This is a genomic window from Mycobacterium mantenii (genome assembly GCF_001667865.1).
GTDB classification, from domain to species: domain Bacteria; phylum Actinomycetota; class Actinomycetes; order Mycobacteriales; family Mycobacteriaceae; genus Mycobacterium; species Mycobacterium mantenii_A.
In genome coordinates this window covers 39,450-65,715 of sequence record NZ_LZJP01000046.1, presented here as the reverse complement: position 1 = coordinate 65,715, position 26,266 = coordinate 39,450, and the positions used below count along the sequence as shown (strand labels likewise).

Sequence of the window (26,266 nt, the reverse complement as noted above, 5' to 3'; positions counted from 1 at the left end):
CCTGGCGACGCCGGCGGAAGGGCGGGCCGAGCCCGGGGCGCGCGGGGTCCGGCTACCCGTGAAGCTCCTGTGTCGCAAGTAATGTAGTGGGATGCCTGTGCAACGTGTGGTTCGTGTGATTGCCACCGCGCTGACGCTCGCGGTCGTCCTCGGCACCGGGATCGCCTGGAGCAACGTGCGGTCCTTCGAAGACGGCATCTTCCACATGTCCGCGCCCTCGCTGGGCAAGGGCGGCGACGACGGCGCGATCGACATCCTGCTGGTCGGCTTGGACAGCCGCACCGACGCGCACGGCAACCCGCTGTCGCAGGAAGAACTCGACACCCTGAAGGCCGGCGACGAAGAGGCCACCAACACCGACACGATCATCCTGATCCGCATCCCCAACAACGGGAAGTCGGCCACCGCGATCTCGATCCCGCGCGACTCCTACGTCGCCGCCCCGGGCCTGGGCAAGACCAAGATCAACGGCGTCTACGGCCAGACCCGGGAGGCCAAGCGCACCGCCCTGGTCCGGGCGGGCGACTCCGCCGCCGACGCCGCGGCGCAGGGCACCGAGGCCGGTCGCGAGGCGCTGATCAAGACCGTCGCCGACCTCACCGGCGTCACCGTCGACCACTACGCCGAGATCGGCCTGCTCGGCTTCTCGCTGATCACCGACGCGCTCGGCGGTGTCGACGTGTGTCTCAAGGAGCCGGTCTTCGAACCGCTTTCGGGGGCGGACTTCCCGGCCGGCCCGCAACGACTCAGCGGCCCCGAAGCGCTCAGCTTCGTGCGCCAGCGCCACGAGCTGCCGCGCGGCGACCTGGACCGGGTGGTGCGCCAGCAGGTGGTGATGGCCTCGCTGGCCCACCGGGTCATCTCCGGCCGGACGCTGTCCAGCCCCACCACGGTCAAGCGGCTGGAGGCCGCCGTCCAGCGCTCGGTGGTGATCTCCGCCGGCTGGGACGTGATGGATTTCGTGCAGCAGATGCAGAAGCTGGCCGGCGGCAACGTCGCGTTCGCCACCATCCCGGTGCTCGACGGCGCCGGCTGGAGCGACGACGGCATGCAGAGCGTGGTGCGGCTGGACCCGCATCAGGTCGCCGACTGGGTCGGCAGCCTGCTGCACGATCAGGAACAGGGCAAGACCGAGGAGATCGCCTACACCCCGGCGAAGACCACCGCCAGCGTCGTCAATGACACCGACATCAACGGGCTGGCCGCGGCCGTATCAGACGTGTTGAGCGCCAAGGGCTTTGCCGCGGGTACGGTGGGCAACAACGATGGCGGGCACGTCAAGGCCAGCCAGGTGCGCGCCGCCAAGAGCGACGACCTGGGGGCCAAGGAGGTCTCCAAGGAATTGGGTGGGTTGCCGGTGGTCGCCGACACCTCGCTGGCGCCGGGCGCGGTGCGGGTGGTGCTGGCCAACGACTACAGCGGTCCGGGCTCGGGCCTGTCCGGCAGCGCGACGATCATGCCCGCCCGGGTGTCCACGGCCGGAGCGGTGGCGGCCGACCCCAAGGTTCCCGCGCCGTCGCCGATCCTGACCGCCGGCTCCGACAAGCCGGAGTGCATCAACTGATCACGCTGAGCGGGGCCATCCTCGATCCGATGCTGCGGGCCGACCCGGTCGGCCCGCGCATCACCTACTACGACGACGCCACCGGCGAGCGCATCGAATTGTCCGCCGTGACGCTGGCCAACTGGGCCGCCAAGACGGGCAACCTGCTGCGCGACGAGCTGGGCGCGGGGCCGGCCAGCCGGGTGGCGATCCTGTTGCCGGCGCACTGGCAGACGGCGGCGGTGCTGTTCGGGGTGTGGTGGATCGGCGCCGAGGCGGTCCTCGAGCCGGGCGCGGCCGATGTGGCTTCGGACATAGCACTGTGCACCGCCGAACGTCTGGACGAGGCGGACAAGACCGGGGCCGGTGAGGTGGCGGTGCTGTCGCTGGACCCGTTCGGCCGAGGTGTACCCGACCTGCCGATCGGGGTGACCGACTACGCGACCGCGGTGCGGGTGCATGGCGACCAGATCGTCGCCGAATCGCATCCGGGCGCGGCGCTGGGTGGGCGATCGGCCGACGAGGTGCTGGCCGATTGCCAAAGCTCGGCCGCGACAAGGGGTTTGACGTCGGGTGACCGGGTGCTGTCCAGCGCGTCGTGGTCGGGGCCGGCCGAACTGGTGGACGGACTGCTGTCGATCATGGCCGTCGGCGCCTCGCTGGTGCAGGTGGCCAACGCGGACCCGGCCGGGCAGGCGCGCAGAATCGAAACCGAAAAAGTCACCCGGGTGCTGTGAGGGCCCGCGGCACTGACCGAGCCCGGCCAATACATATTGATATCGCTATATTTCGATGTTAACGTCGTGCAAGCATGGGCTAAACGCTTCAGACGACGGGAAGGTTGCGGCAATGGCGGTGTATGGGCTCCTGGCGAAGGCGGCGGGCACGGTGGTCACCGGGCTGGTCGGCGTGACGGCCTACGAGGCGGTGCGCAAAGCCGTGGCCAAGGCGCCGTTGCACGAGACCGCGGTCAAGGGGGCCGAGCTCGGACTGCGCGGCACCCGCAAGGCCGAGGAAGCCGCCGAGTCCGCCCGTCTCAAGCTCGCCGACGTCATGGCCGAGGCCCGCGAGCGCATCGGCGAGGAGGCGCCCACGCCCGCCGTCGGTAATGGCCACGACCACGACCACTAACCGGTCGTCATGACCCTCGCCCTCACTCGAGAACCAGTACCCACCGAAGTCGCTGCGCTGCAAGTCATTTCGGATGCGGCCGGGCGCATGCGGGTCGCGGTCGGGTGGATGCGCGCCAACGCCCGGCGCGCCGTCGCGGTCGAAGAGGCCGTCGCCAAATGCGCTGGCGTGCGCGTGGTACATGCCTACCCGCGCACCGGGTCGGTCGTCGTCTGGTATTCGCCCCGGCGCTGCGACCGCTCCTCGGTGCTGGCCGCCATCGACGAGGCGGCGCACGTCGCCGCCGAGCTGATCCCGGCCCGCGCGCCGCATTCGGAGGAGATCCGCAACGCCGACGTGCTGAGGATGGTCATCGGGGGTGCCGCGCTGGCCCTGCTCGGGGTGCGCCGCTACGTCTTCGCCCGGCCGCCGCTGCTGGGCCCCAGCGGCCGGCTGTTCGCCACCGGTGTCACCGTCTTCACCGGCTATCCCTTCCTGCGCGGCGCGCTGCGCTCGTTGCGCTCCGGCCGGGCCGGGACCGACGCGCTGGTCTCGGCCGCGACCGTGGCGAGCCTGGTGCTGCGCGAGAACGTCGTCGCGCTCACCGTGCTGTGGCTGCTCAACATCGGCGAGTACCTCCAAGACCTCACCCTGCGCCGGACCCGCCGCGCCATCTCCGAACTGCTGCGCGGCAGCCAGGACACGGCCTGGATCCGGCTGACCGACGGACCCGGCGCTAGCACCGAGGTGCAGGTACCCATCGACACCGTGCAGATCGGCGACGAGGTGGTCATTCACGACCACGTCGCCATACCGGTCGACGGCGAGGTGGTCGACGGCGAGGCGATCGTCAACCAGTCCGCGATCACCGGCGAGAATCTGCCCGTGTCCGTCATGGTCGGCGCGAACGTGCACGCCGGGTCGGTGGTGGTGCGCGGACGCCTGGTGGTGCGCGCCCGCGCGGTCGGCAACCAGACCACCATCGGCCGAATCATCACCCGGGTCGAAGAGGCCCAGCACGACCGCGCGCCCATCCAGACCGTCGGCGAAAACTTCTCGCGCCGTTTCGTTCCCACCTCGTTCATCGTCTCGGCCCTGACGCTGGCGGTCACCGGTGATGTCCGCCGGGCGATGACCATGCTGCTGATCGCCTGCCCCTGCGCGGTGGGCCTGGCCACCCCGACCGCGATCAGCGCGGCGATCGGCAACGGCGCGCGGCGCGGCATCCTGATCAAGGGCGGCTCGCACCTCGAGCAGGCCGGCCGGGTCGACGCGATCGTGTTCGACAAGACCGGTACGCTGACCGTCGGACGCCCGGTGGTCACCAATATCATTGCCCTGCACAAGGATTGGGAGCCCGAGCAGGTGCTGGCGTACGCGGCCAGCTCGGAGATCCACTCCCGCCACCCGCTGGCCGAGGCGGTGATCCGCTCGACCGAGGAGCGCCACATCACCATCCCGCCACACGAGGAGTGCGAGGTGTTGGTGGGCCTGGGCATGCGCACCTGGGCCGACGGCCGCACGCTGCTGCTCGGCAGCCCCGGGCTGCTGCGCGCCGAAAAGGTGCGGGTGTCCAAGAAGGCCTCGGAGTGGGTGGACAGGCTGCGGCACCAGGCCGAGACCCCGCTGCTGCTCGCGGTCGACGGCAAGCTGGTGGGGTTGATCAGCCTGCGCGACGAGGTACGCCCCGAGGCGGTCGAGGTGCTGAAGGAGTTGCGGGACAACGGGATCCGCCGGATCGTCATGCTCACCGGCGATCACCCCGACATCGCGCAGGTGGTCGCCGAAGAGCTGGGCATCGACGAGTGGCGCGCCGAGGTCATGCCGGAGGACAAGCTGGAGGTGGTGCGCGGCCTGCAGGACGACGGCTACGTGGTCGGCATGGTGGGCGACGGCATCAACGACGCTCCGGCGCTGGCCGCCGCCGACATCGGCATCGCCATGGGCCTGGCCGGCACGGACGTCGCGGTCGAGACCGCCGACGTGGCGCTGGCCAACGACGACCTGCACCGCCTGCTCGACGTGCGCGACCTGGGCGCCCGCGCCGTCGACGTCATCCGGGAGAACTACGGCATGTCCATCGCGGTCAACGCCGCCGGGCTGATCATCGGCGCGGGCGGTGCGCTGTCCCCCGTGCTGGCCGCGATCCTGCACAACGCGTCGTCGGTGGCGGTGGTGGCCAACAGCTCCCGGCTGATTCGGTACCGACTGGACGCACCGGGCGGCTCGCTCAACGGCGACCGCGCGGGCTGAAAGATCCAACGCCCCGGCGAGGCCCCGCGGCGCTGCGCCGCCCCGGGCCGCGAGTCCCGCCCCGGCGCTGGTAGTTATTGTGGCTAACCAGTAGATCGGAAGGGATGTCCTGATGGCGCGCACCGACGACGACACCTGGGACCTGGCGACCAGCGTGGGAGCGACCGCCACCATGGTGGCCGCCGGGCGGGCCCGGGCCACCCTGGACGGGCTGATCGACGATCGGTTCGCCGAGCCGCTGGTGCGCGCGGTCGGCGTCGACTTCATGACCCGGTGGGCCGCCGGTGAACTCGCCTCCGCCGACGTCGACGAGCCCGACGCCCCCTGGGGCATGCAACGCATGACCGACATGCTGGCCGCCCGCACCCGGTACATCGACGCGTTCTTCGCCGAGGCGGGGGCCCAGAAAGATCCAGCCATCCAGCAGGTGGTCATCCTGGCCTCCGGCCTGGATGCGCGCGCCTACCGGCTGCCGTGGGCGCCGGGCACCCGGGTGTTCGAGATCGACCAGCCCCAAGTCCTGGAGTTCAAGGCCGCCACCATCGCCGAACTCGGCGCCGAGCCCACCGCCGAAGTGTGCGCCGTTCCGATCGACCTGCGCCACGACTGGCCGTCGGCGCTGCGGCAGGCCGGCTTCGACACCGGGCGGCCCGCCGCCTGGGCGGCCGAGGGCCTGATCGGCTTCCTGCCGCCCGAGGCTCAGGATCGGTTGCTGGACAACATCACCGCCCTGTCCGCCGACGGCAGCCAGCTGGTGGCCGAGGTCTTCGCGAACACCGGGGTCAGCGGCGACGCGCTGAATGCCGCGAGCGAGAAGTGGCGACGCAACGGCCTCGACATCGCGCTGGGCGAACTGGGCTTCCCCGGCGAGCGCAACGACGTGGCGACCTATCTGCAGCACCGGGGCTGGCAGCCGGTTCGCACCCCGCTGAATCAGATGCTGGCCAACAACGGGCTGCCGCTGCAGTCGACCGACCCGGATGCACCCTTCGCGCAGAATTACTACTGCACAGCGGTGTTGCACCGGGCGAATTAGCGGACGCCCCCGGTACTCAGGAAGGCAATGACGATGCCAAACAGCAAGCCCGCCAAGCCACTTGACGGTTTCCGGGTGCTCGACTTCACCCAGAACATCGCCGGGCCGATGGCCGGACAGGTATTGGCCGACCTGGGTGCCGAGGTCATCAAGATCGAGGCGCCCGTCGGTGAGGCGGCCCGGCACATCACCGCGGTCCTGCCCGGGCGGCCGCCGCTGGCCACCTTGTTCCTCCCCCACAACCGGGGCAAGAAGTCGGTGATGGCGGACCTGCGCAGCGACGAGGCCAAGCAGCAGATCCTGCGGCTGGTCGATACGGCAGACGTTGTGCTGGAAGGGTTTCGGCCCGGCGTGATGGAACGCATGGGCCTGGGACCGCAGGAGCTGCAGTCCCGCAATCCCAAGCTCATCTACGCGCGCCTTTCCGCCTACGGCGGCAACGGCCCGGAGGGCAGCCGGCCGGGCGTGGACCTGATGGTCGCCGCCGAGTCGGGCATGACCACCGGGATGCCCACGCCCACCGGCAAACCCCAGATCATCCCGTTCCAACTCGTCGATGCCGCCAGCGGTCACGTGCTGGCGCAGGCGGTGCTGGCCGCACTGCTCAACCGTGAACGCCACGGGATCGCCGACGTGGTGCGGGTCGCCATGTATGACGTCGCGGTCAGCCTGCAGGCCAGTCAGCTGACCATCCACCTGAACAAGCCGAGCGACGCCCCCAAGCCGGACTCGGCACCAAAGCCCAAGCGGCGCAAGGGAGTTGGGTTCGCCACCCAACCGTCGGACGCCTTCAAGGCCGCCGACGGCTACCTGGTGATCAGCGCCTACGTGCCCAAGCACTGGGACAAGCTGTGCGAGATCATCGGCCGGCCCGACATGCGCGACGACGAGCGGTTCGCCGACCAGCGCGCGCGGGCGCTCAACTATCCCGAGCTGACCGAGGAACTCGAGAAGGCCCTGGCCGCCAAGACCGCGGACGAATGGGTCCGGCTGCTGCAGGAGGGCGGCCTGATGGCCTGCCACGCCTACACCTGGAAGCAGGTGGTCGGCACCGCGCTGTTCGCCGAGAACGAGCTCGCCCTGGCGGTCGGCGAGGGCGCGGACGAGGTCACCGTAATCCGCACTCCGGCACGCTATTCCAGCTTCGACGCCGCGTCCGCCGAACCCCCACCGGCGCTGGGCCAGCACACCGAGGAGTACCTGGGCGCACCGCAGCCGGCGCCGTAGCCTCACGGCGTCAGCTTGACCACCCGGTCGTTGCCGCGGTCGGCGACGTAGACGTTCCCCGCGTTGTCGACTGTTACGTCCAGTGGAGTGTTGAGGCCGGTGAACTTCAGCTCCATCGGGGTGTTCGACCCTGCGGCCAACTTCATCACTTTGTTGCTGTCGTGTTCGGTGACGTAGACGTTGCCCGCGCCGTCTACCGCGATACCCCATGGAACGGAGACACCGGTGAACGGCAGCACGGTCTGGGCGCTCGCCCCGGCCGCCAGCTCCAGCACCCGGTTGTTGTCGGTGTCGGTGACGAAAACGTTGCCGGCGGTGTCCACGGCCACCCCATCGGGGTTCTTGAGACCGGTGAACGGGAGCACGTCCTGGGCGCTCGACCCCGCCGCCAACTTCACCACCCGGCTGTTGCCCCGGTCGGCGACGTACACCGCGCCGGCGCCGTCCACCGCCACGCCCTCGGGGTAGTTGAGGCCGGAAAACGGCAGCACGACCTGACTGTTCGACCCCGCCGCCAACTTCACCACCCGGTTGTTGAAATCGGCGACGTACACGGCGCCGGCGCTGTCCACCGCCAGGCCCTGGGGTTGATAGAGGCCGGTGAACGGCAGCACCGTCGCAGTGCTCGACCCGGACGCCAACTCCACCACCCGCCCGTACATGCCCTGGTTGGTGACGAACACGTCGCCGGCCTTGTTCAGCGCTACCCCGCCCGGCGACAGGCGGAAGTCGATTCCGTTGAACGGCAGCACCGATTGGCCTGACGCGGGCGTCGAGGGCTGCGCGGACAGGTAACCGATGACCGCCACGACGAAGGCGACGAGAGCGACGAGAGCGATGGCGCTGACGATGATCCACTGTCTTCGTTTGCCGTCGTCCGGCACAACGGGGCGCCCGAAATCCGGCCCGGGTCTATAGGCCTGGCCGGACGTCGTCGGGGCCGCGCGAATCATCGAAGGTCCCGGGCCCGATCGGTCGCTCCTGCTTGCACCGCCCCCACCCGCGGGCACCGGACCCGCCAGGGTGTCGGCAGCCGGCGACGGGGCCGGAGTTGCGTTCGGATGCATAGTCGCGCTTTCCCCGTCGCGCAGAATCGTGTTGGCCTGCAACTGCTGAGAGCCGGTCAGTGCGTCGTTGGCGGCTGCGGCAAGCTCGCCAGCGCTGCGATAGCGGGCCTCGGGGTTTTTGGCCATGCCCCGGGCTATCACCTCATCCAGCGCCGCCGGAATGCTTCCCGGCCGCAGCTGACTGGGCCGCGGGACGGGTTCCGTCAGATGCGCGGCAACCGCCCGTTCGATGCTGGTGGTCCGATACGGCGGCGACCCGGTCAAACACTCGAGCAACACGCATGTCAGCGAATAGATGTCAGCGCGATAGGTGACGTCGTGGTCGGTGAACCGCTCCGGGGCCATGTAGTGGTAACTGCCCATTGCGACGCCGGTCTGGGTCAGCTGGGGGTCGGCGGCGGCGCGGGCGATACCGAAATCCAGCAGATAGGCGAAATCATCGCGCGTGATGAGAATGTTTTCCGGCTTGACGTCCCGGTGGGTCACCCCGCTGGAGTGGGCAGCGTCCAGCGCGGCGGCGACCTGGCGCACGATGGCCACCGCGCGCGGCGGGCTCAACGCGCCGAAGCGTTTCAGCAGCGTCGACAGGTCGGTTCCGTCGATCAGACGCATGTCCAGATACAGCAGGCCGTCGATCTCGCCGTAGTCGTGGATGGGCACCACATGGGGCTCGGTCAGCCGCCCCGCCGCGTCTGCCTCGCGCTGCATCCTCGCTCGAAATACCGGGTCGCCGGAGAATTGCGCCGAGATGAGCTTCAACGCCACCACCCTGTGTTTTCGGGTGTCCTCCGCCTCGTAGACCTCGCCCATGCCACCGCGGCCCAGCAGCCGCAGCAGCCGATAGGGCCCGAACTGCGACCCCACCCGCGTATCCGACTCGCTTTGCCTCACGGTCGAGCCCCCTTCCCCTGATCAAGCAATCGCGTTCACCGCTGTCGACAGCTTCGATTGGAACGAGCTCGGCAGCGGAATGGATCCGTACTGGTCCAACCCGTCCTGGCCCGGGCCGACCGCGGCCTGCATGAAAGCCTTCACCGCCGCGCCGGTCGCAGAATCCGGGTACTTCGAGCAGACGATCTCGTACGTGGGCTCCACGATCGGGTACGCGCCCGACTGCGTCGGCTTGTAGAACGACGAAGTGTCCAGCACCAAGTCGTTGCCCTGGCCCTTGAACCGGGCCCCGGCGATCGTCTTGCCGACCGAGTCAGTGGTGATCGACACCGGATCCGGACCCGCTGACGTGATGATCTGGGCCATGCTCAACTGTTTGCCCACTGCGAACGACCACTCGTTGTAGGTGATCGACCCGTCGGTACTCTGCACCGCCCCCGACGAGCCCTCGTCCCCGACGGCCCCGTCACCGACACCGCCGTTGAACTTCTCGCCGTCGCCTTTGCCCCAGGCGCCGTTGGAAGCCGCGTCAAGATATTGCTGGAAGTTGGCCGAGTTCGCGGACTTGTCGCTGCGGTAGATGACGTGAATGGGTACTGACGGCAGGTTGACGTTCCCATTGAGCGCCTTGATCGCCGGGTCATCCCATTTGGTGATGCCGCCGTTGAAAATCTTTGCCAGTGTCTGCGCATCGAGCTTCAGCGGATTGACGCCATTGAGGTTGTAGGTGACCGCGATCGGTTCGAACACCGCCGGTAGGTCCCACGCCGGCGAGCCGCAGCGCGCCGTAGCCCGTTCGGGCTCACCCTTCGATGGGTCCAGCGCGACGCCGGATCCCGCGAGATCCGTCACGTTGCTGACGAAATCCTCAACGCCCTTGCCGGAGCCGTTTGCGTTGTAGTCCAGCGTGTAACCCGGGCAGGCGCGGACGTAGGCGTAGACGAATTGCGATACCGCGTTCTCCTGCGCGGTCGCTCCACTGGCGTGCAACAACTTCTTGCCGCCGCACTGCACCGCCGAGGCCGAGGTGTCGGAATCGCCACCGCACCCCGATAGCGCCATTGCGCCCACGGTCAGCAGGCCCAGCAGGCTCACACATCGGTCGAATCTCACGGAACTCCTCTGAAGATTCTCCGGACCCAATATTCACTCTGCCACCGAAGCGACCATCGAGGCGCGTTCCGCCACCCGATGCGTAGCGGTCAGTGAAAGAGTGAACAGAATGTGAATGTACAAACATAGCTGTACAAAATTCTTAGAGCTGAGAGCTCGTTGAGTGGCGCCTTGGAAGATTGACAGAGTCTGAATTGCGCCCGGCCTCGTAAGCCCAGACATCAGTAGCATCGGCTCTAGATGGACCGTTTACAGCTCAAAGCCGAACCCGGTGCCGTGGATGCCGATGTGGCCGCTCCGGTGATCGAGGCGGCGAATCTGACCCTGGGCTTCGGCACCAAAACCGTGCTCGAGAACGTGAGCCTGAAATTTCCGGCGCGCGCGGTGACGTCCCTGCTTGGCCCGACGGGTTCGGGCAAGACGACCTTCCTACGCACCCTGAACCGGATGAACGACAAGGTCTCGGGTTACCGCCATACCGGCGATGTCCGGTTGGGCGGGCGCAGCATCTTCAAAGACCGCGATCTGATGGAATTCCGCCGCAGGGTCGGCATGCTGTTCCAGCGTCCCAATCCGTTTCCGATGTCGATCATCGACAACGTGCTTGCCGGCGTGCGTGCCCACAAATTGGTGCCGCGCAAGGAATTCCGGACGGTCGCCGAGGCCCGGCTCACCGAGGTCGGCCTCTGGGGTGCGGTCAAAGACCGGCTCGGCGATTCTCCGTTCCGGCTCTCCGGCGGTCAGCAGCAGTTGTTGTGCCTGGCCCGCACCCTCGCGGTCAACCCGGAGGTGCTGCTGCTCGACGAGCCCACCTCCTCGCTGGACCCGTCCACGACTGAGAACATCGAAGGGCTCATTCGATCGCTCGCCAGCCGCCTGACCGTGGTCATGGTGACCCATGATCTCGCTCAGGCCGCCCGGATCGGCGACCGGACGGCCTTGTTTTTCGACGGCAGGCTGATCGAGGAGGGGCCCACCGAACAGCTGTTCCTGTCACCGAAGCACGCGGAGACCGTCCGCTACGTGTCCGGACTTTTCGGCGACCGCAGGCTCCTCGGTGTCGTGGTCGGGGCCGACAGCACCACCTGAGGGAGCCAAAAAGAAGAGAAGGGCAAGGACCGTGAGAAATCGTTTGCGAATATTGTTGGCTCTATCCGCCACCGTGCCGCTCGTCATGTTGGCGGCCGCCTGCGCTTCGAACAAACCGGGCGGTCAGTCGAGCCCCGGCGCCAACAACGGCAACCCCGCGACCGCGCCCGCTACCAACAACTTGACGTTGACGGAGACCGGTGCCACCGAGCTGTATCCGCTTATGAATCAATGGGTTTCGGCCTACCACTCGAAATACCCCAACATCACGATCACGACCGGTGCCACCGGCTCGGGCGCCGGCATCTCGCAGGCCGCGGCCCGCGCCGTCGACATTGGCGCCTCGGGCGCTTACCTGTCCGAGGGCGACATGAAGGCACACAAGGGGCTGATGAACATCGCGTTGGCCATTTCGGCCGAGCAGGTCAACTACAACCTGCCGGGTCTTAACGAGCACCTCAAACTGAACGGCAAAATTCTGGGGGCCATGTACCAGGGCAAGATCAAAACGTGGAACGACCCGCAGATCGCCGCGCTGAACCCGGGGGTGAACCTGCCGGCTACCCCGGTGGTTCCGCTGCACCGTTCCGACGGAGCCGGCGACACCTTCGTGTTCACCCAGTACCTGTCGAAGCAGGACCCCGACGGCTGGGGTAAATCGCCTGGCTTCGGCACCACCGTCGACTTCCCCGCGGTGCCGGGCGCCCTGGGCGAGAACGGCGCCGGCGGGATGGTGACCGGCTGCGCCGACACCCCCGGCTGCGTCGCCTACATCGGCAGCAGCTACCTCGACCAGGCCACCCAGAAGGGGCTGGGCGAAGCCCAGTTGGGCAATGCCTCCGGGAACTACCTGCTGCCCGACGCCCACGGCGTTCAGGCCGAAGCCACCGGCTTCGCCGCGCAGACCCCGGCGAACCAGGCGATCTCGCTGATCAACGGCCCGGCCGCGGACGGCTACCCGATCGTCTACTACGAGTACGCCGTCGTCTACAACAACCAGAAGGACGCCGCCACCGCGCAGACGCTGCAGGCGTTCCTGCACTGGGCGGTCACCGACGGGAGCAATGCCTCGTTCCTGAATCCGGTCCACTTCCAGCCGCTGCCGGCTTCGCTGGTCAAGTCGTCCGACGCCCAGATCGCCCAGATCAGCAGCTGAGTCGACGCGGTGACGACGTCCGTGCACCGGCGGGCGCCCGGGCGCCCGGCCATTTTCGCGCGCACCCGGAGCCGGGTCCGTAGCGTCACCCGCGGGGGCCTTGCCGTGCGGTGGGCCGGTGGGATAAGTGCGGTGCTCCCGCTGCTCGCCCTGGTGGCCGTGTTGGCCACGCTCGTCGTCGAGGCGGCGGGTGCGATCAGGGTCAACGGGCTGCACTTCTTGACCGGCACGGAATGGAACCCGGGCAATCTCTACGGCACGAATGCTGTGACCCACGGTGTCTCGCATCCACTCGGCGCCGAATACGGCGCTTTGCCGCTCATCGTCGGCACCCTGGCGAGCTCCGCGATCGCGTTGATCATCGCGGTGCCGGTGTCCATCGGCGCGGCGTTTGCGATCGTGGAAAGGCTCCCGAAACGTCTCGCCGCTACCGTCGGTATGGTGCTCGAATTGCTGGCAGGCATTCCCAGCGTCGTCGTCGGCCTTTGGGGCGCAATGACGTTCGGGCCTTTCATCGCCCACCACGTCGCCCCGGTGATCGCCCGCAACGCTCCAGATGTGCCGGTGCTGAACTACTTTCGCGGCAACACCGGCAACGGCGAGGGCATGCTGGTATCCGGTCTGGTGTTGGCGGTGATGATCATCCCCATCATCGCCAGCACCTGTCGCGACCTGTTCCGGGGAGTTCCGCTGCTGCCCCGCGAGGGCGCCGTCGCGCTGGGGATGTCCGACTGGGAGTGTGCGCGCCGGGTCACCCTGCCGTGGGTGTCCAGCGGCATCATCGGCTCCGTGGTGCTGGGACTCGGGCGCGCGCTCGGGGAGACGATGGCCGTCGCCATGGTGTCCGGCGCGGAGCTGGGTGCAATGCCGCGGAATATCTATTCGACCATGACCACCATCGCTGCTACCGTTGTCTCCCAACTAGATTCGGCGATGACCGACTCCACCAACTTCGCGGTGAAGACGCTTGCCGAGGTTTCCCTGGTGCTCCTGGTGATCACGTTGCTGACCAACGTGGCCGCCCGCGCGCTGGTGCGCCGGGCATCCGGTAGAGCGCTGCCGGTGGGGCGGGGGGTCTGACATGACCCCACTGCGGTCGGTGCGCGTTCGGCGCAAAACCACCAACGCGCTGTTCTGGGCGGCCTGCTTCTGTTGTCTGGCGGTGGTGATCGCCCCGACGTTGTGGATGCTGATCGGAGTCGTCGCCCGCGCGTTGCCGGTGTTCCACTTCAGCGTGCTGGTGCACGATACGCAAGGCAGCGGCGGCGGGCTGCGCAACGCGATCGTCGGGACGGTCGTCCTTTGCCTCGGGGTCACGTTGGTGGGCGGGACCGTGAGCGTGTTGACCGGGATCTATCTATCCGAATTTGCAACTGGCAGAAGGCGGTCGATCCTGCGCGGCGCCTACGAGGTGCTATCCGGCATCCCGTCGATCGTGCTCGGTTACGTCGGCTATCTGGCGCTGGTGGTGAGCTTCGACTGGGGGTTTTCCTTGGCGGCCGGGGTGTTGACGCTGTCGGTCCTGAGCATCCCGTACATCGCCAAGGCCACGGAGTCCGCGCTCGGTCAGGTGCCGACGGCGTACCGGGAAGCCGCGGAGGCACTCGGGCTGCCGGTCAGCTGGACCCTGCGCAAGATCGTGCTGAAGTCGGCGCTGCCTGGGATCGTCACCGGCTTGCTGCTGGCGATCGCGCTGGTGGTCGGTGAGACGGCGCCGATGCTGTACACCGCGGGATGGTCGAATTCCCTTCCGACGGGCCAGATCACCCACTCGCAGGTCGGTTACCTGACCTATCCGATTTGGACGTTCTACAACCTGCCGTCGAAGTCGGCGCAGGACCTGTCGTATGACGCGGCCTTCTTGCTGATCGTGTTCCTGCTGCTGCTGATCATGCTCGGGCGGTTGGTCACCTGGCTATCGGGACGCAAGTCGCGCGGCTAGCCCCCGGCGCCCGGCAGCCGCACCACCTGAACGAAGAACTCGTCGATCTGGCGGACCGCCTTCATGAATTGGTCCAGGTCAACGGGTTTGGTGACGTAGGCATTCGCGTGCAGGTTGTAGCTTCTCAGGATGTCTTCCTCCGCCGAGGAGGTGGTGAGCACCACGACCGGGATGCGGGCCAGGTCGGGGTCGGACTTGACCTTCTCCAGCAGCTGGCGGCCGTCGTATTTGGGCAGGTTCAGGTCGAGCAGGATCAGGTCGGGCCGCGGCGCGTCGGCGAACTTCCCCCGCCGGTAGAGGTAGTCGAGGCCTTCCTCGCCGTCGTGTGCGACGTGGAGCCGGTTCTTGAGCTTGTTGTGCTCGAACGCTTCTCGCGTGATGAGCTCGTCGCCCGGGTCGTCCTCGACGAGGAGGATGTCGATTGCTCTGCTTTCGGGTGTCGTCATTGATGCGCTCCTTCCAAAGCGACCGAGTCTTCTTCGTCGACGGGTCCGGAAATGGGCAAAGTGAATTCGAATCGGGTCCCATCGGTGTAGGACGTGTCGATCCGGACGGTGCCGCCGTGGTGTTCGATGATCTTCTTGACCAGTGCCAGGCCGACTCCGGTTCCGGCGTACACGTCCCGGCCGTGCAGTCGCTGGAAGATGACGAAGACCTTGTCGGAGAATTCCTCCGGGATGCCGATGCCGTTGTCCGCGACGCTCAGCATCCATTCGCCGTCATGCGTGCCGGTGCCCGGCGCGCATTCGACGACGATGCGGGGCCGACGATCCTTGTGCCGGAACTTGATCGCGTTGCCGATCAGGTTCTGCCACAGCATCGTCAGCAGCGTCGGATCCCCGACGATCTGCGGGAGCGGCTGCGCCGGGCGCACGATCTCGGCGTCGGCTTCCTCGATCGCGGCGGCCAGGTTCGACAGGCCGGCATCGAGCGTCGCGTCGAGCTGCACCTCGGTTTCGGTGGTGCCCAGCCGGCCGACCCGCGAGAAGGTGAGCAAGTCGTTGATCAGCGCCTGCATGCGCTTGGCGCCGTCGACCGCGAATCCGATGTACTCGATGCCGCGCTCGTCAAGCTTGTCGCCGTAGCGTTTTTCCAGCAGCTGACAGAAGGACGCGACCTTGCGCAGCGGCTCCTGCAGATCGTGCGATGCGACGTAGGCGAACTGCTCGAGTTCGGCATTGGATCGCCGCAATTCGGCGGCCTGTTCGTCCAGTTGCGCCTGCGCCGACTGCGACACCGCGAGCTCGTCGACGATGCGCTTGCGCATGTTCTCCACGTCGATGGCCATGTTCCGAATGTCCTTGGGCCGCCGGGGAGGTGAGATCGTCTCCTCGAAGTTGCCCTGGGTGATGCTCCGGCAGGCCGCGGCCAGCGCCGCGATCGGCCGGGTGATCGCCGCGCGACTGAGCAGCCCCAACAGCACTGCCGCCCCGATCACGATCAGCACCGTGGTACCCAACACCCAATCGCGCCAGCCGTTGATTTCGTTGAGCTCGTCGATGGCAGCCGTCCTGGCCGCCGACAGGTGCGTGTTCTGCGTGTCGAAAAGCTCACGGAGATGGTCGAATTTGATCTTGCCGATGTCGGCCGTGCGGGGGCTGACGTAGGCCGGCGTCTTGGGGGCGACATTGGCGATCAGTGGCTCGGCATAGGTTGTCCGCCAGTCGGCGGCGGCGGCTTCCACCGCGTCCAAATCGGCCATCAGCTCCGCGCGCCCGCCGACCAGACGCCGAGTCTCCTCGGCCGCAGCCTGTTCGGCGCGCTGCCCGTCGTAATAGGGCGCGAGGAACTGCCGGTCGGCGGCGATCAGGTAGCCGCGCATGCCCGTCTCCTGGTCGCGCAGCGCCGCCTGCAAGTGCGCAGCGGCGACGCGCGCCGGTTGGATGTTGTAGGCCATCTGGCGCGACACCTCGTCGGTGCGATGCAGCAACACCGCACCGACGATCGCCCCGACGAGCACCGTCGCCCCCATGACCCACAGCACCAACGCCAGCCATCCCCGCACGGTGAGCTCGGTGAGCCGAAGCGGGCGCGACGGGTTCACGTGGTGGTCCTCTCGACGCGCAGGACGGCGATGTCATCGGTCAGACCGCCGCGGGGCTGGGCGAGTTCCTGGGCGCCGTTGATCAGCGCGTCGACGAACGCGTGGCCGGGCCGATCCGCGTGCGCGCGGGCCAGGGCAAGCAGGCCGTCCTCGCCGAGGCGCTGCGCGCCCTGCCCCGAATATCCCTCGAAGAGCCCGTCGGTCAGCAAGAGCAGGCCGTGCCCCGCGGGCAGCTCCAGCTCTTCGCGCGGCCAGTCGCCGGCGCGCAGGCCCAGCGCCGGGCCGCCCGACGGTTCGATCCACTCCACGGTTCCCCCGGCCTGCAGCAACATCGGAGGATGGCCGGCGCGGATGACGTTGACCCGCGGGCTGTCGGGCACGATCTCGAGGCTGAGCACGGTCGCGAAGACCCCGGTGTCGGTTCGTTCCGAATACAGGACCCGCTCGAGTTGGCGCATCAGTTCGACGCCGTGCACACCGGCGAAGGTGAGCGCACGAAACGCGATCCTCAATGCCGCGCCCAGCGCCGCCTCGTGCGGACCGTGTCCGGCAACGTCACCGATCAGCACGTGCACGATCCGGTCGGGCGTCTGGACGACGTCATAGAAGTCGCCGCACAGCAACGCGTCTTCGCGGCTCGGCCGGTACCGGGCGACGATGTCGACGCCCGGGTTGTCCAACAGCAGCGGCGAGGGCAGCAGGCCGCGTTCCAGCAGTGCGTTCTCCCGGGCGCGCAGCTGCGTCGCGTGCAGATCGGCGGCGATGAGTTCGGCGCGCTTGCGCTCGATGGCGTACAGCAGCGCGCGGCGCAGCATCTCCGGCTCGACCCGGCCCTTGACCAAGTAGTCCTGGGCGCCGGCGGCGACGGCCGAAGCACCGAAGTACTCGTCGTTCAGTCCGGTCAGCACCACGATCGGGACGGTGCCGTCGACGTTGGCGATGCGGTTCAGCGCGTCGATTCCACTGGCGTCGGGCAGGTGCAGGTCCAGCAGCACGCAGTCGTGCCGGGCGGATTTCAGCTCGCGTTCGGCATCCGCCATCGACTGCGCCCACACCACCCGGATGTCGGTGACCGCATCGGTGATCAGATCTTCCACCAGCACCGCGTCGGCGCGGTCGTCCTCGACCAACAGCAACGACAAGGACTGCCAACTCGCCGTCGGAGTCACCGGGGCGCGCGTCGGAATCAATTCCCGGCCATCTGTAGACGGGCAGGGGCAGTCACGTGTTGCACCGCAGACCCCCTTGCCGCGATAAGACCCTTGCCTCGGCGGTCGGACGTGAGTCGGTGCCTGTTTACCGACCGTCAGTGCGGGCTTCACGCACCGAGTGGAGATCCTAGGCGGTGCGGCTCGGCTTTTCCCAACAGCATCGCCGGAAAGCGTGTCAGCGCAGCAACGCCCGCGACATCACCACGCGCTGAATCTGATTGGTGCCTTCGTAGATCTGAGTGATCTTGGCGTCGCGCATCATCCGCTCGACCGGGAAGTCGATGGTGTAGCCGGCGCCGCCGAACAGCTGCACCGCGTCGGTGGTCACCTCCATCGCGACGTCGGAAGCCAGGCACTTGGATGCCGCGGAGATGAAGCCCAGGTGGGATTCGCCCCGCTCGGCGCGGGCGGCCGCGTGGTACACCATCAGCCGGGCCGACTCCACCTTCATGGCCATGTCGGCGAGCATGAACTGCACACCCTGGTTGTCGCTGACCGGACGGCCGAACTGCTTGCGGTCCTTGGTGTAGGCGATGGCGGCGTCCAACGCGCCCTGGGCGATGCCGACGGCCTGGGCGCCGATGGTGGGCCGGGTGTGGTCCAGCGTGGCGAGCGCGGTCTTGAAGCCGGTGCCCGGCTCGCCGATGATCCGATCGCCCGGAATGCGGCAGTTCTCGAAGTACAGCTCGGTGGTCGGCGAGCCTTTGATGCCGAGCTTCTTCTCCTTCGGACCGACGCTGAAGCCCTCGTCGTCCTTGTGCACCATGAACGACGAGATGCCGTTGGCGCCCTTGTCCGGATCGGTCACGGCCATCACCGTGTACCAGCTCGACTTGCCGCCGTTGGTGATCCAGCACTTGGCGCCGTTGAGGATCCAGTCGTCCCCGTCGGCCTTGGCCCGGGTCCGCATCGACGCCGCGTCGCTGCCGGCCTCGCGCTCGCTCAGCGCGTAGGACGCCATCGCCGAGCCGTCCGCGATCGACGGCAGCACCTGCTTCTTGAGCTCGTCGGAGCCGCGCAGGATCAGCCCCATGGTGCCCAGCTTGTTGACCGCGGGGATCAGCGACGCCGACGTGTCGACGCGGGCGACCTCCTCGATCACGATGCACGCCGCCACCGAGTCCGCACCCTGTCCGCCGTACTCCTCGGGGACATGCACGGCGTTGAACCCGGAGGCGTTCAGCGCCTCCAGCGCCTCGTCGGGGAAGCGGGAATTCTCGTCCACGTCGGCGGCGTGCGGAGCGATCTCCTTCTCCGCCAGCGCGCGGATCGCCGCGCGCAGCTCCTGGTGCTCTGCGGGCAGTTGGAACAGATCGAAGTCGGGGTTTCCGGCCCAGCCAGCCATTGTGAGGGTCTCCTAGTCGTCTTGCTACTCGCCGGTAACTTTACCCTGACGCTGCTGCAGCGCCTCATCCTTGGCCCGCACGCTGCGCGCCAGCTCTTCCTGGAACTCGACGAGTCGCGCGCGCAGCGCCGGGTCCGACGACCCGAGGATGCGCACGGCGAGCAGGCCGGCGTTGCGGGCCCCGCCGATGGAGACCGTGGCCACCGGGACACCGGCGGGCATCTGCACGATCGACAGCAACGAGTCCAGGCCGTCGAGGCGGGCCAGCGGCACCGGCACTCCGATCACCGGCAGCGGCGTCGCGGACGCGACCATTCCGGGCAGGTGCGCGGCTCCCCCGGCCCCGGCGATGATCACCTCGAGGCCGCGCCCGGCCGCATCGCGGGCGTAGTCGAACATCACCTGCGGGGTGCGGTGCGCGGAGACGACCCGGACCTCGGTCGGCACGTCGAACTCGGCCAGCGCCGCCGCCGCGTCCTGCATCACCGACCAGTCGCTGTCGCTGCCCATGATCACCCCAACCCGGGGATTGCTACCCATGCGGATCCCATCCGTCCGTCCACTGCCCGTGTGACAACCAGTGTGCCGCCAGCTCGGCGCGTTCCCGCAGCTTCGTCACGTTTTCGGAATCCGCCGGCCCGGGGCCGACGAAGTTGATGTGCCCGACCTTGCGGCCGGGACGTTCTTCTTTGCCGTAGAGGTGGACCCGGGCGTCGGGCATCCGCGCGAACAGATGATGCAGCCGCTCGTCCACGCTCATCCGCGGGACTTCGGGGGCGCCCAGCACGTTCGCCATCACGGTGAGTGGCGCGAGGGCGTCGGTATCGCCGAGCGGATAGTCCAGCACGGCACGCACATGCTGTTCGAACTGACTGGTGCGCGACCCGTCCATGGTCCAGTGCCCGGAGTTGTGGGGCCGCATCGCCAGCTCGTTGACCAGCAGCGCACCGTCGACCGTTTCGAACAGCTCGACCGCGAGCACCCCGACCACGCCGAGTTCGGCCGCCAACCGCAACGCCAGCCGCTGCGCTCCGGCGGCCCGTTCGCCGGGCAGGTCCGGGGCGGGCGCGATGACCTGCACGCAGATCCCGTCGCGTTGCACCGTCTCGACGACCGGCCACGCCGCGCCCTGTCCGAACGGTGACCGCGCAACCAGTGCCGACAGTTCCCGGCGCAGGTTCACCTGCTCCTCGGCCATCACCGGCACGCCGTCGGCCAGGAACGCGGCCGCGATCTCGCTCGCGTGCGACGGGTCGCGCGCCATCCGCACCCCGCGCCCGTCGTAACCACCGCGCACCGCCTTCACGACCACGGGGCCGCCGATGCGCCGCGCGAAGGCGTCGAGTTCGTCGACGCTCCGGATCTCGGCGTAGCGGGGCACCGGGACCCCGAGGGCCTCGAGCCGCCTTCGCATGACGAGCTTGTCCTGCGCGTGCACCAGGGCCTGCGGCGGCGGCGCCACGTTGACGCCCTCGGCGACCAGCTTCTCCAGCAGTTCGTTCGGCACGTGCTCGTGGTCGAAGGTCAGCACGTCGGCGCCCGCGGCGACCCGGCGCAGGGCCTCGAGGTCGGTGTGTGAGCCGATCAACACGTCGGGTGCGACCAGGGCGGCCGGCTCGTCGGCGGCGGTGGCCAGCACCCGCAGCGTCTGTCCCAGCGCGATCGCCGCCTGGTGGGTCATCCGGGCGAGCTGACCGCCGCCGACCATCGCGACGACGGGGACGGCGCGGGGGACGGCCCGGGTGGCAGCGGGGGGCGTCTCGACGGGGGCGGCGCCCGGCGGGCGTGTACTCGGCACGGCCATCATGGTGTCACGGCGAAACAATGCGGCGCTAAAGGCGTGTTGACCGGGGCCGACACCGAATTGTTATGTAGTATTTTGCGTCGAATTTGTGTCCGTCCGTACACTGACGTGTTGTGTCCTTCGCCGAAGCCACGATCGCGCGTTTACCTAGGGTTATGCAGCCCTATTTGCTGCGCCACCACGAACTGATCAAATTCGCCATCGTCGGCGGAACCACATTCGTCATCGACTCGGCGATTTTCTACACGCTGAAGCTGACAATTCTGGAACCAAAACCGGTGACCGCGAAGGTGATCGCCGGCATTGTGGCGGTCATCGCCTCCTACGTGCTGAACCGGGAATGGAGCTTCCGTAATCGGGGTGGCCGCGAGCGCCACCACGAGGCGCTGCTGTTCTTCGCGTTCAGCGGCGTGGGGGTGCTGCTCTCCATGGCACCGCTGTGGTTCTCCAGCTATGTGTTGCAGCTGCGCGAGCCGACGGTGTCGCTGGCGGTGGAAAACGTCGCCGACTTCATCTCGGCCTACATCATCGGCAACTTGCTGCAGATGGCTTTCCGGTTCTGGGCGTTCCGCCGCTGGGTGTTCCCCGACCAGTTCGCCCGGGACCCCGAGAAGGCCCTGGAATCCGCGCTTACCGCCGGCGGCATCGCCGAAATCTTCGAGGACGAGATCGAGGGCGGCAACGTCACTTTGCTGCGCGCCTGGCGCAACCGGGCCGGCCGGCTGGGTCAGCTGGGCGATTCCTCCGAACCCAGGGTGTCGAAGACTTCGTGATACAGCAGCGCGTGCACCTCGCGCAGCCGCGGAATGTCGGAGAACTCCAACGGATCTTGTGACGCCGATTCGATGATCAGCGTCCCGGTGCGGAACATGCGCTCGATGATCCGGTCGCGGAATTCCACGCTGTTGATCCGGGCCAGCGGGATGTCGATGCCGGTGCGGGTGGCCACCCCGTGCCGAAACATCACCCGCCGGTTGGTCACCACGAAGTGGGTGGTCAGCCAGCGCAGGAACGGCCACAGCGTCAGCCAGCCGACGATCACCAGCCAGATGCCCCAGATCACGCCGTAGATGATGTTCTTGGCGAGCTGCTCCCAGTGCGTCGAATTGAGATATCCCGAGCCGAACGCGGCCAGGCCGGTCACCAGAATGAGCACCAGCACCGGCCAGATCAGCCGCTTCCAGTGCGGGTGGCGGTGCACGATGACGTGTTCACCGGCGGCCAGAACATTATCCGGGTAGCCCATGCCCGCCGACATTAGCTGTGCACCGCCACAATCCGCGGGCAAAAGCGGCGATCGCCACTAGCGCAAATGGTGGCGACCCGCTGCGCCCGGCTTCGCCGCGCTTGCCATCGCCACTAGCGCAAATGCACCACGTCGCCGGCCGCGACGACGACGCTCTGCCCGCCGCTTTCCAGACACAGCCGGCCCTGGTCGTCGATGCCGCTCGCGGTCCCGTCGACCTGTTTGCCGCCGGGCAGGTGCGCGCGCACCCGGGTGCCGATGGTCAGGCTGCGTGCCCGGTAGTCGGCGGCCAGCGCCCAGTCGGCGCCGCGCGCGGCGCGCCAGGCCACGATCCGCCGGCCCAGCTCGCGCAACAGGTCGGACACCAGCCGGGTGCGGTCCGGCGTCGCCACGCCGAGGTCGACCAGCGAGGTCGCATCCTCGATGCCGTCGGGAGCCTCAAACACGTTGAGCCCCAAGCCGATCACCACCACCGGCTTCGCCACCTCGGCGAGGATTCCGGCCAGCTTGCCGGGGGGGTCACCCGCCAGTACGTCGTTGGGCCACTTGAGACCCGCCCGCGCCCCCGTCCCCTCCAGCAGCGGCGTCACGGTGTCGACGACGGCCACGCCGGTGGCCAGCGGCAGCCAGCCCCATCCGGTGGTCGGCACGTCGACGACGCTGACCCCGACCGACATGGTGATCTGGGCCCGCGGCGTGGCCGACCAGCCACGGCCGTGCCGCCCGCGCCCCGCGGTCTGGTGCTCGGCGATCAGCGCCGCACCGGCGACGTCGTCGCCGGACGCCGCGCGCGCCAGCAGGTCGGCGTTGGTGGAGCCGGTCTGCTCGACGACGTCGAGCTTGCGCCAGCCCAGCCCGGTGCCGATCAACTCGGCGCGCAGCGCGCCCTCGTCCAACGGTGCCCGGGGCTGATCTCGTTCCGTCACCGCACCCAGCCTAGAGCTCAGGGCCGACGGTCGCGCATGTCCAGAACGGCCAGATGGCTGAACAGCATGCTGGTTCCGATCGGGTTGCCGCCGCCGGGATACGCGGTGCCGCTGGGCGCGGCCATGGTGTTGCCGGCGGCGTAGAGGCCGGGGATCGGATCGCCGGACGCGTCGAGCACCCGCGCCGCCGAGTCGGTGCGCAGGCCGCCCTTGGTGCCCAGATCGGAGATGCCGAAAGCCGCCGCGTGATACGGCGGGCGGTCGATGGGCACCAGCGGCGAGGCGCCCCCCGAGAACGCGCGGTCGAACGCCTCGTCGCCGCGGCCGAAGTCCTTATCGACGCCGGCGGCGGCGAATTCGTTGAACCGGGCCACCGTTGCGGCCAGCGCAGGCCCCGGCACGCCGATCTTGGCGGCGAGTTCCTCGAGGGTGTCCGCGGTGTGCCAGAGGCCGGCGGCGACGTACTTCTCGGTTTCCACGATGGTGACGTTGGCCGCCTTCACCGGCGGCACCTCGCCCTCTTTGTCGTCGTAGATCATCCAGTACGGCAACGTGATCGACCCGTCGGCCAGCTGCGCGATGATCTCGCGGCCGGCGCGGTCGTAGGCCCGGGACTCGTTGACGAACCGGTTGCCGTCCTGGTTGACGAAGATGCCGCCGGTGAACCACAGCGCGAACGCCGAGCGGCCGTCGGGGTGGGTCATGCCCGGCGACCACCACGCCTGGTCCAGCAGGTCGGTGTCGGCGCCCGCGGCGATGCCGGCCTGCAGCGCCAGGCCGCGACTTCCCGGGCCGCCCATGGTGTCCCGCGACGTTCCCGGCACTCCGTAGCGCCGGCGCAGCTCCTCGTTGGCTTCGAAACCCCCGGCGGCCAGCAGCACCCCCCGGCGGGCGCGGATGGCGCGGCGCTCGCCGGCGGTCTCGACGATCGCGCCCGTCACCCGGCCGTCCGAGACCACCAGGTCGACCAGGGCGGTGTCGCGCCGCAGCGACGCCGTCGGGTACTGCCCGATGGCCTTGAGAAACCGGGCGATCAGCGCGCGGCCCCCGACGTAGTAGTCGGACGGGGGTTCGGCGCCGAGCCGGTCGGCGTCCAGCGGGCCGCGGATCGCCTCGCGGAACTCGGGGGCGGCGGCCACCGCCAGCGGCTTGGCCGCGATGTGGCGCTGACCGTCCAGGCGCGCCTTCGGCGCCGTGCCGTAGTAGTCGGGCCAGGGCAACGGCACGAACTTCAGGTTCGGGTCGGCCTCCAGGTACTCGATCAGCCCGGCGCCGCGGCGCACAAAGGTCTCCTGCAGTTCTCGGGGGGTGCGATCGCCCACCACGGCGCGGTAGTACGTGAGCGCGTCCTCGATGGTGTCGTCGGTGCCGGCGCGGACCAGCACGGGGTTGCACGGGAACCAGACGCCGCCCCCGCCCGAGTAAGCGGTGGTGCCACCGAATTTGGACGTCGCCTCGACCAGCACCACGTCGAGGCCTTCGCGGGCCGCGGTGTACGCACCGGTCACACCGCCGCCGCCCGACCCCGCGACCAGCACCTCGCATTCGGCCGCCCAGTCCGCGGTTCCCAACGGGCGGGCGTCCATCAGCGGAGACTACCTCGCCGCTAAGCTCGACTCCCATGACGAGCGTTACCGACCACACTGCGGAACCCGCCGCCGAGCACACCATCGACATCCACACCACCGCGGGCAAGCTGGCCGAGCTGCACAAGCGCCGGGAAGAGTCGCTGCACCCGGTGGGCGAAGAGGCCGTCGAGAAGGTGCACGCCAAGGGCAAGCTGACCGCCCGCGAGCGCATCCTCGCCCTGCTGGACGAGGACTCGTTCGTGGAGCTCGACGCGCTGGCCCGGCACCGCAGCAAGAACTTCGGCCTGGAGAACAACCGCCCGCTGGGTGACGGCGTGATCACCGGCTACGGCACCATCGACGGCCGCGACGTGTGCATCTTCAGCCAGGACGCCACGGTGTTCGGCGGCAGCCTCGGCGAGGTGTACGGCGAGAAGATCGTCAAGATCCAGGAGCTGGCGATCAAGACCGGCCGCCCGCTGATCGGCATCAACGACGGCGCCGGCGCGCGGATCCAGGAGGGCGTCGTCTCGCTGGGCCTGTACAGCAAGATCTTCCGCAACAACATCCTGGCCTCCGGCGTCATCCCGCAGATTTCGCTGATCATGGGCGCCGCGGCCGGTGGGCACGTGTACTCCCCCGCGCTGACCGACTTCGTGGTGATGGTCGACCAGACCAGCCAGATGTTCATCACCGGACCCGACGTCATCAAGACCGTCACCGGTGAGGACGTCACCATGGAGGAGCTGGGCGGCGCCCACACCCACATGGCCAAGTCGGGCACCCTGCACTATGTCGCCTCCGGCGAGCAGGACGCCTTCGACTGGGTGCGCGACCTGCTGAGCTACCTGCCGCCCAACAACGCCACCGACGCGCCGCGCTACGCCGAGCCGCATCCGCCGGGCGCCATCGAGGACCACCTCACCGAGGAGGACCTCGAGCTGGACACGCTGATCCCGGACTCGCCCAACCAGCCGTACGACATGCACGAGGTGATCACCCGCATCCTCGACGACGACGAGTTCCTGGAGGTCCAGGGCGGTTACGCGCAGAACATCGTCGTCGGGTTCGGCCGCATCGAGGGCCGACCGGTCGGGATCGTGGCCAACCAGCCGACCCAGTTCGCCGGCTGCCTGGACATCAACGCATCGGAGAAGGCGGCCCGGTTCGTGCGGACCTGCGACTGCTTCAACATCCCGATCATCATGCTGGTGGACGTCCCGGGCTTCCTGCCGGGCACCGGCCAGGAGTACAACGGCATCATCCGCCGCGGCGCCAAGCTGCTGTTCGCCTACGGCGAGGCCACCGTCCCGAAGATCACCGTCATCACCCGCAAAGCCTACGGCGGCGCCTACTGCGTCATGGGCTCCAAGGACATGGGCTGCGACGTCAACCTGGCGTGGCCGAGCGCGCAGATCGCCGTGATGGGCGCGTCCGGCGCCGTCGGGTTCGTCTACCGCAAGCAACTGAGCGAGGCCGCCAAGAACGGCGAGGACGTCGACGCGCTGCGGCTGCAACTGCAGCAGGAGTACGAGGACACGCTGGTCAACCCGTACGTCGCCGCCGAACGTGGCTACGTCGACGCGGTGATCCCGCCCTCGCACACCCGCGGTTACATCGGCACGGCGCTGCGCCTGCTGGAACGCAAGATCTCCCACCTGCCCCCCAAGAAGCACGGGAACATTCCGCTATGAG

Annotated in this window: 23 protein-coding genes; 12 read left to right on the top strand and 11 right to left on the bottom strand. The window is 68.4% G+C overall.

Going from position 1 to position 26,266, the window contains the following annotated elements:
- The first annotated feature begins 91 nt into the window (after positions 1 to 91).
- From A5688_RS08000 to A5688_RS07975, 6 genes are all read left to right on the top strand, one after another.
- Positions 92 to 1,564 (top strand): LCP family protein, encoded by a 1,473-nt coding sequence (locus tag A5688_RS08000; protein WP_067832941.1) that lies wholly within the window; start codon positions 92 to 94, stop codon positions 1,562 to 1,564.
- A complete protein-coding gene (locus A5688_RS07995) occupies positions 1,552 to 2,280 on the top strand; it encodes a TIGR03089 family protein (RefSeq protein ID WP_207546621.1) in 729 nt (242 codons plus the stop codon). The genes A5688_RS08000 and A5688_RS07995 overlap by 13 nt, the downstream gene beginning before the upstream one ends.
- Positions 2,281 to 2,392: 112 nt before the next feature.
- The gene (locus A5688_RS07990) at positions 2,393 to 2,674 is read left to right on the top strand and encodes a DUF1490 family protein (RefSeq protein ID WP_067832938.1); all 282 of its coding nucleotides are present in this window, start codon (positions 2,393 to 2,395) and stop codon (positions 2,672 to 2,674) included.
- 9 nt (positions 2,675 to 2,683) lie between these two features.
- A complete protein-coding gene (ctpC, locus tag A5688_RS07985) occupies positions 2,684 to 4,906 on the top strand; it encodes a manganese-exporting P-type ATPase CtpC (RefSeq protein ID WP_067914302.1) in 2,223 nt (740 codons plus the stop codon).
- A gap of 112 nt (positions 4,907 to 5,018) precedes the next feature.
- Positions 5,019 to 5,942 carry a class I SAM-dependent methyltransferase gene (locus A5688_RS07980; protein WP_067832931.1) on the top strand — a complete coding sequence of 308 codons (924 nt, stop codon included), beginning with the start codon at positions 5,019 to 5,021 and terminating at the stop codon, positions 5,940 to 5,942.
- A gap of 33 nt (positions 5,943 to 5,975) precedes the next feature.
- Positions 5,976 to 7,169 carry a CoA transferase gene (locus A5688_RS07975; RefSeq protein ID WP_067914327.1) on the top strand — a complete coding sequence of 398 codons (1,194 nt, stop codon included), beginning with the start codon at positions 5,976 to 5,978 and terminating at the stop codon, positions 7,167 to 7,169.
- Between the two features lie 2 nt (positions 7,170 to 7,171).
- Here A5688_RS07975 and A5688_RS07970 read toward each other — a convergent pair whose 3' ends face one another.
- Together A5688_RS07970 and pstS (A5688_RS07965) are read right to left on the bottom strand one after the other, a co-directional pair.
- Positions 7,172 to 9,127 (bottom strand): serine/threonine-protein kinase PknD, encoded by a 1,956-nt coding sequence (locus A5688_RS07970; RefSeq protein ID WP_067914299.1) that lies wholly within the window; start codon positions 9,125 to 9,127, stop codon positions 7,172 to 7,174.
- 21 nt (positions 9,128 to 9,148) lie between these two features.
- Entirely contained in the window at positions 9,149 to 10,189 is a 1,041-nt protein-coding gene (gene pstS, locus A5688_RS07965; protein ID WP_431602696.1) for a phosphate ABC transporter substrate-binding protein PstS, read from the bottom strand.
- Positions 10,190 to 10,480: 291 nt separating this feature from the next.
- On the opposite strand from pstS (A5688_RS07965), the gene A5688_RS07960 reads away from it, so the two are divergent.
- From A5688_RS07960 to pstA, 4 genes are all read left to right on the top strand, one after another.
- A complete protein-coding gene (locus A5688_RS07960) occupies positions 10,481 to 11,329 on the top strand; it encodes an ATP-binding cassette domain-containing protein (RefSeq protein ID WP_120312499.1) in 849 nt (282 codons plus the stop codon).
- An 85-nt stretch (positions 11,330 to 11,414) separates the two neighbouring features.
- Positions 11,415 to 12,485 (top strand): phosphate ABC transporter substrate-binding protein PstS, encoded by a 1,071-nt coding sequence (pstS, locus tag A5688_RS07955; RefSeq protein WP_120312505.1) that lies wholly within the window; start codon positions 11,415 to 11,417, stop codon positions 12,483 to 12,485.
- 51 nt (positions 12,486 to 12,536) lie between these two features.
- The gene (gene pstC / locus A5688_RS07950; RefSeq protein ID WP_082955200.1) at positions 12,537 to 13,565 is read left to right on the top strand and encodes a phosphate ABC transporter permease subunit PstC; all 1,029 of its coding nucleotides are present in this window, start codon (positions 12,537 to 12,539) and stop codon (positions 13,563 to 13,565) included.
- A gap of 1 nt (position 13,566) precedes the next feature.
- Complete coding sequence (pstA, locus tag A5688_RS07945) at positions 13,567 to 14,427, top strand: phosphate ABC transporter permease PstA (protein ID WP_067914290.1); 861 nt, start codon at positions 13,567 to 13,569, stop codon at positions 14,425 to 14,427.
- Here pstA and A5688_RS07940 read toward each other — a convergent pair.
- The 6 genes from A5688_RS07940 to A5688_RS07915 form a co-directional block, all read right to left on the bottom strand.
- Positions 14,424 to 14,873, bottom strand: coding sequence for a response regulator (locus tag A5688_RS07940; protein ID WP_067832923.1), 450 nt, complete (start codon positions 14,871 to 14,873; stop codon positions 14,424 to 14,426). The two genes, pstA and A5688_RS07940, sit on opposite strands and share 4 nt — an antisense overlap.
- Positions 14,870 to 16,471, bottom strand: coding sequence for a sensor histidine kinase (locus A5688_RS07935; protein WP_067914287.1), 1,602 nt, complete (start codon positions 16,469 to 16,471; stop codon positions 14,870 to 14,872). Before A5688_RS07935 ends, A5688_RS07940 begins: the two co-directional genes overlap by 4 nt.
- Positions 16,468 to 17,613, bottom strand: a complete 1,146-nt coding sequence (locus A5688_RS07930) for a PP2C family protein-serine/threonine phosphatase (protein WP_242660390.1) — start codon at positions 17,611 to 17,613, stop codon at positions 16,468 to 16,470. Before A5688_RS07930 ends, A5688_RS07935 begins: the two co-directional genes overlap by 4 nt.
- A gap of 244 nt (positions 17,614 to 17,857) precedes the next feature.
- Positions 17,858 to 19,027 carry an acyl-CoA dehydrogenase gene (locus A5688_RS07925; protein WP_067914283.1) on the bottom strand — a complete coding sequence of 390 codons (1,170 nt, stop codon included), beginning with the start codon at positions 19,025 to 19,027 and terminating at the stop codon, positions 17,858 to 17,860.
- Positions 19,028 to 19,051: 24 nt separating this feature from the next.
- Positions 19,052 to 19,567, bottom strand: coding sequence for a 5-(carboxyamino)imidazole ribonucleotide mutase (purE, locus tag A5688_RS07920; RefSeq protein ID WP_067914281.1), 516 nt, complete (start codon positions 19,565 to 19,567; stop codon positions 19,052 to 19,054).
- A complete protein-coding gene (locus A5688_RS07915) occupies positions 19,560 to 20,834 on the bottom strand; it encodes a 5-(carboxyamino)imidazole ribonucleotide synthase (protein ID WP_082955198.1) in 1,275 nt (424 codons plus the stop codon). The genes purE and A5688_RS07915 overlap by 8 nt, the downstream gene beginning before the upstream one ends.
- Positions 20,835 to 20,944: 110 nt before the next feature.
- Between A5688_RS07915 and A5688_RS07910 the strand changes: the two genes are divergently transcribed.
- On the top strand, positions 20,945 to 21,604 hold the full coding sequence (locus A5688_RS07910) for a GtrA family protein (RefSeq protein WP_067832556.1): 660 nt from the start codon (positions 20,945 to 20,947) through the stop codon (positions 21,602 to 21,604).
- Here the strand turns inward: A5688_RS07910 and A5688_RS07905 are convergent.
- The 3 genes from A5688_RS07905 to A5688_RS07895 all read right to left on the bottom strand — a co-directional run bounded on the left by A5688_RS07905 (position 21,559) and on the right by A5688_RS07895 (position 24,589).
- On the bottom strand, positions 21,559 to 22,077 hold the full coding sequence (locus tag A5688_RS07905; RefSeq protein WP_067914318.1) for a PH domain-containing protein: 519 nt from the start codon (positions 22,075 to 22,077) through the stop codon (positions 21,559 to 21,561). The two genes, A5688_RS07910 and A5688_RS07905, sit on opposite strands and share 46 nt — an antisense overlap.
- A gap of 113 nt (positions 22,078 to 22,190) precedes the next feature.
- Positions 22,191 to 23,003, bottom strand: a complete 813-nt coding sequence (locus A5688_RS07900; RefSeq protein ID WP_068268113.1) for a biotin--[acetyl-CoA-carboxylase] ligase — start codon at positions 23,001 to 23,003, stop codon at positions 22,191 to 22,193.
- A gap of 17 nt (positions 23,004 to 23,020) precedes the next feature.
- Positions 23,021 to 24,589: an FAD-binding protein gene (locus tag A5688_RS07895; protein WP_067914272.1), complete on the bottom strand. Its 1,569-nt coding sequence runs from the start codon at positions 24,587 to 24,589 to the stop codon at positions 23,021 to 23,023.
- 35 nt (positions 24,590 to 24,624) lie between these two features.
- Between A5688_RS07895 and A5688_RS07890 the strand changes: the two genes are divergently transcribed.
- On the top strand, positions 24,625 to 26,265 hold the full coding sequence (locus tag A5688_RS07890) for an acyl-CoA carboxylase subunit beta (RefSeq protein WP_067832536.1): 1,641 nt from the start codon (positions 24,625 to 24,627) through the stop codon (positions 26,263 to 26,265).
- Position 26,266: the final 1 nt, after the last annotated feature.